Annotated in this window: 5 protein-coding genes, 3 pseudogenes and 1 other annotated feature; of the genes and pseudogenes, 5 read left to right on the plus strand and 3 right to left on the minus strand. The window is 65.3% G+C overall.

All coding sequences use genetic code 11. From position 1 onward, the window contains the following. Together ACTSKS_RS10830 and ACTSKS_RS10835 are read right to left on the minus strand one after the other, a co-directional pair. Positions 1-361, minus strand: a 361-nt coding sequence (locus ACTSKS_RS10830) for a helix-turn-helix domain-containing protein (RefSeq protein ID WP_285139873.1), incomplete at its 3' end; no start/stop codon positions are given. A 141-nt stretch (positions 362-502) separates the two neighbouring features. After that, positions 503-1,645: a calcium/sodium antiporter gene (locus ACTSKS_RS10835; protein WP_043282823.1), complete on the minus strand. Its 1,143-nt coding sequence runs from the start codon at positions 1,643-1,645 to the stop codon at positions 503-505. Positions 1,646-1,817: 172 nt separating this feature from the next. On the opposite strand from ACTSKS_RS10835, the pseudogene ACTSKS_RS10840 reads away from it, so the two are divergent. Continuing rightward, a pseudogene (locus ACTSKS_RS10840) lies at positions 1,818-3,190 on the plus strand (IS1380 family transposase). Here the strand turns inward: ACTSKS_RS10840 and ACTSKS_RS10845 are convergent. Then, positions 3,159-3,599 (minus strand): annotated as a pseudogene (locus ACTSKS_RS10845) (ISL3 family transposase); the annotation flags it as partial. The pseudogenes ACTSKS_RS10840 and ACTSKS_RS10845 overlap by 32 nt on opposite strands. Positions 3,600-3,736: 137 nt before the next feature. On the opposite strand from ACTSKS_RS10845, the gene ACTSKS_RS10850 reads away from it, so the two are divergent. The 4 genes and pseudogenes from ACTSKS_RS10850 to ACTSKS_RS10865 form a co-directional block, all read left to right on the plus strand. After that, positions 3,737-5,020 carry an IS256 family transposase gene (locus tag ACTSKS_RS10850; RefSeq protein WP_100057176.1) on the plus strand — a complete coding sequence of 428 codons (1,284 nt, stop codon included), beginning with the start codon at positions 3,737-3,739 and terminating at the stop codon, positions 5,018-5,020. Between the two features lie 62 nt (positions 5,021-5,082). Further along, entirely contained in the window at positions 5,083-5,415 is a 333-nt protein-coding gene (locus tag ACTSKS_RS10855) for a DUF3024 domain-containing protein (protein ID WP_036315702.1), read from the plus strand. A 44-nt stretch (positions 5,416-5,459) separates the two neighbouring features. After that, entirely contained in the window at positions 5,460-5,657 is a 198-nt protein-coding gene (locus tag ACTSKS_RS10860; RefSeq protein ID WP_010078466.1) for a hypothetical protein, read from the plus strand. Between the two features lie 59 nt (positions 5,658-5,716). Continuing rightward, a pseudogene (locus ACTSKS_RS10865) lies at positions 5,717-6,660 on the plus strand (IS3 family transposase); the annotation flags it as partial. After that, positions 6,016-6,150, plus strand: a sequence feature (AL1L pseudoknot). (Overlaps the previous pseudogene by 135 nt.) Positions 6,661-6,851: the final 191 nt, after the last annotated feature.

Below are 6,851 nucleotides of genomic sequence, written 5' to 3' on the forward strand. Positions count from 1 at the left end.
GGCCCTGAGCGTCGGGAGAGTTCGCCATGCGTTCAACGGTCGGGTCTGCGGCCTCCAGACGCAAGCGACCCGCGATCTCGTTCGGCATCCATGACGCTGCGAGGTCGGCGTTGACGCGGGCCTCGAGTACCGGGTCCTTTGCCACTTTCCGGACCTGTGGGCGAGAGCGCTGGCGTTGCGCTTTCACGTCCGCGGTCACGGCTTGATAGCCGCGCGTCTTCGTCGAGTTCGGTCGAAGCTCTCTGGAGACCACCGAAGGGCATCTACCCAGGTGAGACGCGATCTTCCGGACTCCCCACCCGGCCTTCGATCCCGTCGAGATCTCCATCCGCTCCGTGAACGTGAGTCGCCGCCGCACCATCCCAGGCCTCCTCGCCTCGAGCCCCCACCGACCGGGAGTGTTGCTACGACGCTATGACACCACCAACCGACAGTCATCTCTTGCCGATTTACATTCAGCCGACGACCTGAATGAAGCCAGCAGCCGAATGCACTCGACGGTCTACGTCGAAGTCGTGGTCTGGTCCAGGTCTCGGCGTCCCTTGCGGAGCCCGATTTCGTAGGCTGTAAAGGAAATGAGCGTCAGTGCGATTAACGGCAGCACGAACCACGCCATGGCTACGGTGAATCCCTCCAGTGCATCGTGCGCTGTGGCAGCCAGCACAAGGTATCCGGTGTAGGCGGCGTACAAAACCACGAACAAGCCGCCCTCCCAACGCGCCACCGCGAAGCCCGTGAACGCGATCGGCAGTAGTGCCACTGCGGCCGCCAGCATTACTGGGATATCGAAGGCCACTGCGGCGCCGGATACGGGAATGCCCTCAAGAGAGATGAGCGCGGTTAGTCCTAGCACTACCCCTATGTTGAAGATATTGCTGCCGACCACGTTGCCCACCGCTAGGTCGCGTTCACCGCGACGCACGGCAATGATGGACGTCGCCAGCTCGGGCAGCGATGTCCCTACAGCCACAACGGTCAGTCCGACCACGAGGCTGCTTACGCCCAACGTGGTGGCTATGTTCACTGCTCCTTCCACGAGCAGCGTGGCACCGGCGACCAGCAACGCGACCCCCAGCAGCACAAAGAAGAGCGACCTGCTGACCGAGGCGCCTAGCGCAGCCCCTTCCTCGTCGGCTGGATCGACGGTTGCCGAATCTCCTGTCCCTTCCCGGGCATTCACCGCGGTCTTGGCGTCCCGCCGACTAATCACCACGGACATTATGGTGTGGACCACCACACCGAAAAATAGTATCAGCCCGTCCACCGCACTGATCCTCCCATCCAGGGACACAAGGAGCAGTAGAACTGACAAGACGACCATCAGGGGCAGGTCAAAGCGGATCAGCCTCCGCTTTACAGCGAGGGGAACGACCAGCGCGGACAGTCCCAGGATGAGCAGGACATTAATGATGTTGCTGCCAACCGCATTGCCCACGGCAAGCCCCGGTTCATCACGCAGTACAGCACCGACGCTCACTGCGAACTCGGGTGCCGACGTCGCCGCTGACACTACGGTGAGACCGATCACCAATGACGAAATCCCGAAACGTCCGGCCAGTGCTGACGCCCCACGCACCAAAAATTCCCCACCCAAGACCAGCAGCACCAGTCCGGCCACGATCCGTCCAATATCAAGCGCATCCATGAGTAGGAGTGTACGGACCACAGTTCAGGCCCTGCCACGAGCACCCGCTGACCTCGAGATTTCACTGGGGTGTGGTCTCGACGGGTGGGCGTCATAGAGAAAGGTGCTCCTGGCCTGGGATGATACGGGGTGTCGAGTCTCGTAATCCCTGGCCGGAAGGAGCACCTTTCAGGTGTCCCACCCTACCGTGTTCTTCTACCCCCGCCCGCGTGTGGACGTCGCTGAGGTCCCGGCGGCCTCGCATGCGGGCGCGGTGCTGCTGACCGACACGATCCACGCCACCGGCCTCGCCTCTTCGCTGCGTGAAGCGTTGGGTTCATGGACGAAACCGCTGGCCGAGCATCACGCCTCCAAGGTCCTGCTGGACCTAGCGATGACTCTCGCGGTGGGCGGGGAGGTCGCCCGTGACACCGACCTGCTGCGGTGCGAGCCGGGCCTGTTCGGTGACGTCGCCTCGGCCCCAACGATCTCCCGCACGCTCACCACCCTCGCTGAGGACGCGCCCGCCGTGATGACCGCGATCGCCAGGGCTCGCAGGACCGCGCGCGAGCAGGCCTGGGCCCTGGCCGGCGAGCATTCCCCGGCCGAGGGGACGAGCGCGAAGACCCCGCTGGTCATCGACCTCGACGCCACCCTGATCAACGTCCACAGTGAGAAGGAGCAAGCCGCCCCGACGTTCAAACGCGGCTTCGGCTACCACCCTCTGTACGCGTTCCTGGACCACGGCAGCGAAGGAACCGGGGAACCGCTCGCGATCCACCTTCGCCCCGGCAACGCGGGCTCGAACACCGCCAGCGATCACATCGCCGTCACCCGTCTGGCCCTTGCGCAGCTCCCACCGGCCCTGCTGGGCCGGGGCGGGCGGGGATCGAAAAAGGTCCTGATTCGCACCGACGGGGCCGGCGGCCCCAAGGACTTCGCGGGCTGGCTGGAGCGGCAGCGTCTGGCCTACTCAGTCGGGTTCACCCTCCCCGCGAACACTCCTGACCTGTTGGAACGTATTGATGAGGCGAAGGCGTGGACTCCTGCCTACGACACCGACACCGAAGGGATCCGCGATGGGGCATGGGTCGCGGAACTGACCGGACTACTGGACCTGCCCGGGTGGCCCCCGGAATGCGGGTAACCGTAAGGAAGGAACGCCCCCACCCCGGAGTGCAGCTACGGATCACCGATCACAAAGGGATGCGGATCACTGCGTTCGCGACCAACGCCCCACGCGGCCAGCTTCCAGTGCTGGAGCTGCGTCACCGCCGCCGCGCGCGCTGCGAGGACCGGATCCGCAACGCCAAGGACATGGGCCTGATGAAGTTCCCGCTGCAGGGATTCGCGCAGAACCAGGTCTGGTGCCAGATCGTCCAGCTCGCCGGCGTCATCGTCGCCTGGATGCAGGCCATCGCGCTGGCCGGCCATGATGCACGTCGCTGGGAGCCCAAACGGTTTCGCGCACGGTTGTTCGAGATCCCCGCGACCATCGTGCGCCGCTGTCGGCACAAGATCCTGCATTCGAGGCTCATCGCATTTGAGGGTGTAGCAAGGGTCTGAAGCCGCCTGATTCGAGGAGGCTGCGGGCGATGTAGTTGGTGAGGTTGCGGAAGCCGAGGGCGGAGCCGCGCAGGTGTTCGAGCCGGCCGTTGATCGCCTCCGTCGGACCGTTGCTGGTGCCCAGTCGCTCGAAGAACGCCAGCACGTCGGCGGCGCGTTTGGTCAGTGTCCGGCCGAGCTTGCCCAGTTCCTCGAGGGTGTCGGGGACCTTCTTGCTCAGCGCCGCGATCACCTTCTCCATCTTGGCCTTAGCCTTTGCGCGGTCGAATTCTCGATACGCGGCGACCATGGCCTGGTAGATCTCCCAGGCCGCTTCGACCGCGGCGTGCTTCTCGTGGGCGAAGAGGACGCTGAGGTGTTCTTTTTGGCGGTCGGTCAGCAGGCTCATCCCGGTGTGGAGGGTGCGGCGCAGTTGCGTCCGGCAGAGTGGTGTACGAATCCCGCAGCACGTTGACTCCGGTTGGCGTGTCGACCGCGAAGTAGAAGCGGTCACCGCGGGAGGCTTTCGAGGAAACTCTCACATCCCACTCGAAAGGGACACCCGCGATGACCGCTCCCCACGATATCGACCCCCAGGCGTTTCTGTCCGATCTGCTCACCCAGGCCTCGCCGGACTTGATGCGTCAGATGCTCACCACCTTCATCAATGCCCTGCTGTCGGCCGAGGCTGACAGCGTGTGCGGCGCCGCCTACGGCGCCCGCTCGGATGAGCGCACCAACCGGCGTAACGGCTACCGGCACCGGGACCTGGACACCCGCGCCGGCACCATCGACGTCGCGATCCCGAAACTGCGCGAAGGCACCTACTTTCCCGACTGGCTCCTGGAGCGGCGCCGCCGCGCCGAGGCAGCGCTGACCACGGTGGTCGCCACCTGCTACCTGCTCGGCGTCTCCACCCGCCGGATGGACAAACTGGTGCAGACTCTCGGCATCACGGGCCTGTCGAAATCGCAGGTCTCAGAGATGAGTAAAGACCTGGATGCACCGGTCGAAGCGTTCCGCACCCGGCCGCTCGATGCTGGGCCGTATCGGTTTGTCGCCGCCGACGCGCTCGTGCTCAAAGTGCGTGAACACGGCCGGGTCGTCAAGGTCGCCGCCATGGTCGCCACCGGCATCAACAACGACGGCTACCGCGAGATCCTCGGCCTGCAACTGGGCACCGCGGAGACCAGGGAGGGGTGGCTCGGGTTCTTCCGTGATCTGGCTGCCCGCGGCCTGTCGGGGGTGGAGCTGATCACCTCCGATGCCCATGCCGGGCTGGTCGAAGCGGCCGGGGCGGTGTTCGGGACGGCGCAGTGGCAGCGCTGCCGCACCCACTACGCGGCCAACCTGATGGCGGTGTGCCCGAAGTCGCAGTGGCCCGCGGTGAAAGCGCTGCTGCACAGCGTCTACACCCAGCCCGACGTCGAGGCGGTGATCGCCCAGTACGAGCACATGATCGACAGCCTGGCCACCCATCTGCCGGCCGCTGCCGAGCACCTCGAGGGCGCCCGCGATGAGGTGCTCACGTTCACGAAGTTCCCGAAGGAGGTGTGGAAGAAGATCTGGTCGAACAACCCGAACGAACGGCTCAACAAGGAGATCCGGAGACGCACCGACGTCGTCGGCATCTTCCCCAGCCGAGTCGCGGTGATTAGACTCCTCGGCGCGGTGCTGGCCGAGCAGCACGACGAATGGACCGAATCACGGCGCTACATGAGCCTGGAATTGCTGACCGCGACCGACACGATGCTCGCCGAAGCAGCCGCGAAAGCCGCGGCTGAACAAGCCGCCCTACAGGTCAGCGACACCATGACCGACGACCCCGGCCACGCGGCACTCGCCGCCTGACAACCCACCCGACCACGAGGAACCCGACAAAGCCTCGATACACCACTCAAAAGGACTTGACCATGGCTATGCCCGAGACCGACCTGCTGCGCATCGGCCGCTGGTGCCGTGAACGCGTGCCCGAGCACCTGTGGGATCAGGTGAGAGTAGAAGCCGAGATCGCCGACCGGCACGTCACGATCATCGAGACGCGGCCGCCGTGGGACGGGCAGGGCGACTGGACGCGGTTCCCGGTCGCGCGCCTGCGATACACCGTCAAGACCGGCCAGTGGAGCATCTACTGGCGTGACCGGCACATGAAGTTCCACGAGTACACGAAGAGGCGCCCGACGAAGAACGTCCAGAGTCTGCTCGACTACATCGGCAGCCACCAGGATCCGATCTTCTGGGGCTGAGAGCTCCCACGGCCGTGTCGGTACTCACCGCTACGGTCGGGAGTATGAGCGAAGAGCAATGGGATGAAGCGGCCTTCCGCGCATCGATCCCGGCCGCGCGCGAGAAGGTTGAGTTTGCCGCAAGGTTCTGCGAGATCGGCCCCTCACAGCCCCGCTGGGATAGTCACCGTCCCGTCGTCGAGTTGATCTTCTATCTCTGCAAGCTCGACTACGACATCAAGGTGCTCCTGCTGCCTTCCTGACCGATTGAAGCGCCCTGGGTTTGTTGGAGACTCCTGACCTTGGAAACGAGGATGGAGTTATGCCGAAAGAGCAGACAGCGGGGAAGCCGACGACGCGTCGGTATTCGCCGGAGGAGAAGGCCGCGGCGGTCCGGATGGTGAGGACGCTGCGTGCCGAGCTGGGGACCGAGCATGGGACCGTCAATCGGGTCGCGACGCAGCTCGGGTACGGGGTCGAGTCCGTGCGGATGTGGGTCAAGCAAGCCGACATCGACGACGGCGTCACCTCTGGCGTGAGCAGCGCTGAGGCGCGGCGGGTGCGTGAACTGGAGCAGGAAGTCCGGGAGTTGCGGCGGGCCAACGAGGTCCTCAAGCGTGCTGCGTCTTTCTTCGGGGCGGAGCTCGACCGCCACTACCGGAAGTAGTCGCGTTCATCGACGCGAACAAGGATGACCTGGTCGACGCTCGCCGGCTCGGAGTCGAGCTCATCTGCAGGCTGCTGCAGGTGGCTCCGAGCAGCTACTACGCCGCCAAGACCCGCGCCCCCTCGGCTCGCGCGGTGCGGGACGAGGAGCTGATCCCGCAGCTGGTCGAGCTCTAGGAGACGAACTACCGCGTCTACGGGGTCAGAAAGCTCTGGAAGACCGCGCGTCGCGCCGGGATCGACATCGGCCGAGATCAGACGGGCCGGCTCATGCGCGCCGCAGGGATTAAGGGCGCGACCAGGTCGAAGCGGGTGAAGACGACCCGGCCAGATCCGACCGCGGCGCGGCACCCGGACCTCGTGAAGCGGGAGTTCACCGCGCCTGCCCCGAACCGGCTCTGGGTCACCGACCTGGCGTTCGTGCCGACGTGGGCCGGCGTCGCGTACGTCTGCTTCATCGTCGACGCGTTCTCCCGGATGATCGTCGGGTGGCGGTGCGCGTCACACATGCGCACCGAGATGGTCCTCGACGCGATCGAGATGGCCCGCTGGTCCCGCGGCGCTCGCCACGAGGACCTGCGCTGCCACAGCTGTCAAGGGCCATTGAGTTCTGCCCATAGGCGGCCAGTGTTTCTTCCCGCTGGTGGCCATCAGAACTGCCCACTGGTGGCCAGCTGGTTTGCCCGTTCTGGTGGTGGTGCTGGCCACCGTGATGGGATCAGTTCAGTGGCATGACTCCCTTCCCGGCCATTGCCTGGGTCATCCGTACGGAGTCTCCGGTGGTCTGGCAC

The sequence above is a fragment of the Micrococcus sp. TCR-5 genome, assembly GCF_052220525.1.
Taxonomy (GTDB): domain Bacteria; phylum Actinomycetota; class Actinomycetes; order Actinomycetales; family Micrococcaceae; genus Micrococcus; species Micrococcus luteus.

What these genes read in the sequence shown, in the direction of transcription:
- ACTSKS_RS10835 (WP_043282823.1), bottom strand. Translation starts at nt 1,645, where the DNA reads ATGGATGCGCTTGATATTGGACGGATCGTGGCCGGACTGGTGCTGCTG.
- ACTSKS_RS10850 (WP_100057176.1), top strand. Translation starts at nt 3,737, where the DNA reads ATGACCGCTCCCCACGATATCGACCCCCAGGCGTTTCTGTCCGATCTG.
- ACTSKS_RS10855 (WP_036315702.1), top strand. Translation starts at nt 5,083, where the DNA reads ATGGCTATGCCCGAGACCGACCTGCTGCGCATCGGCCGCTGGTGCCGT.
- ACTSKS_RS10860 (WP_010078466.1), top strand. Translation starts at nt 5,460, where the DNA reads ATGAGCGAAGAGCAATGGGATGAAGCGGCCTTCCGCGCATCGATCCCG.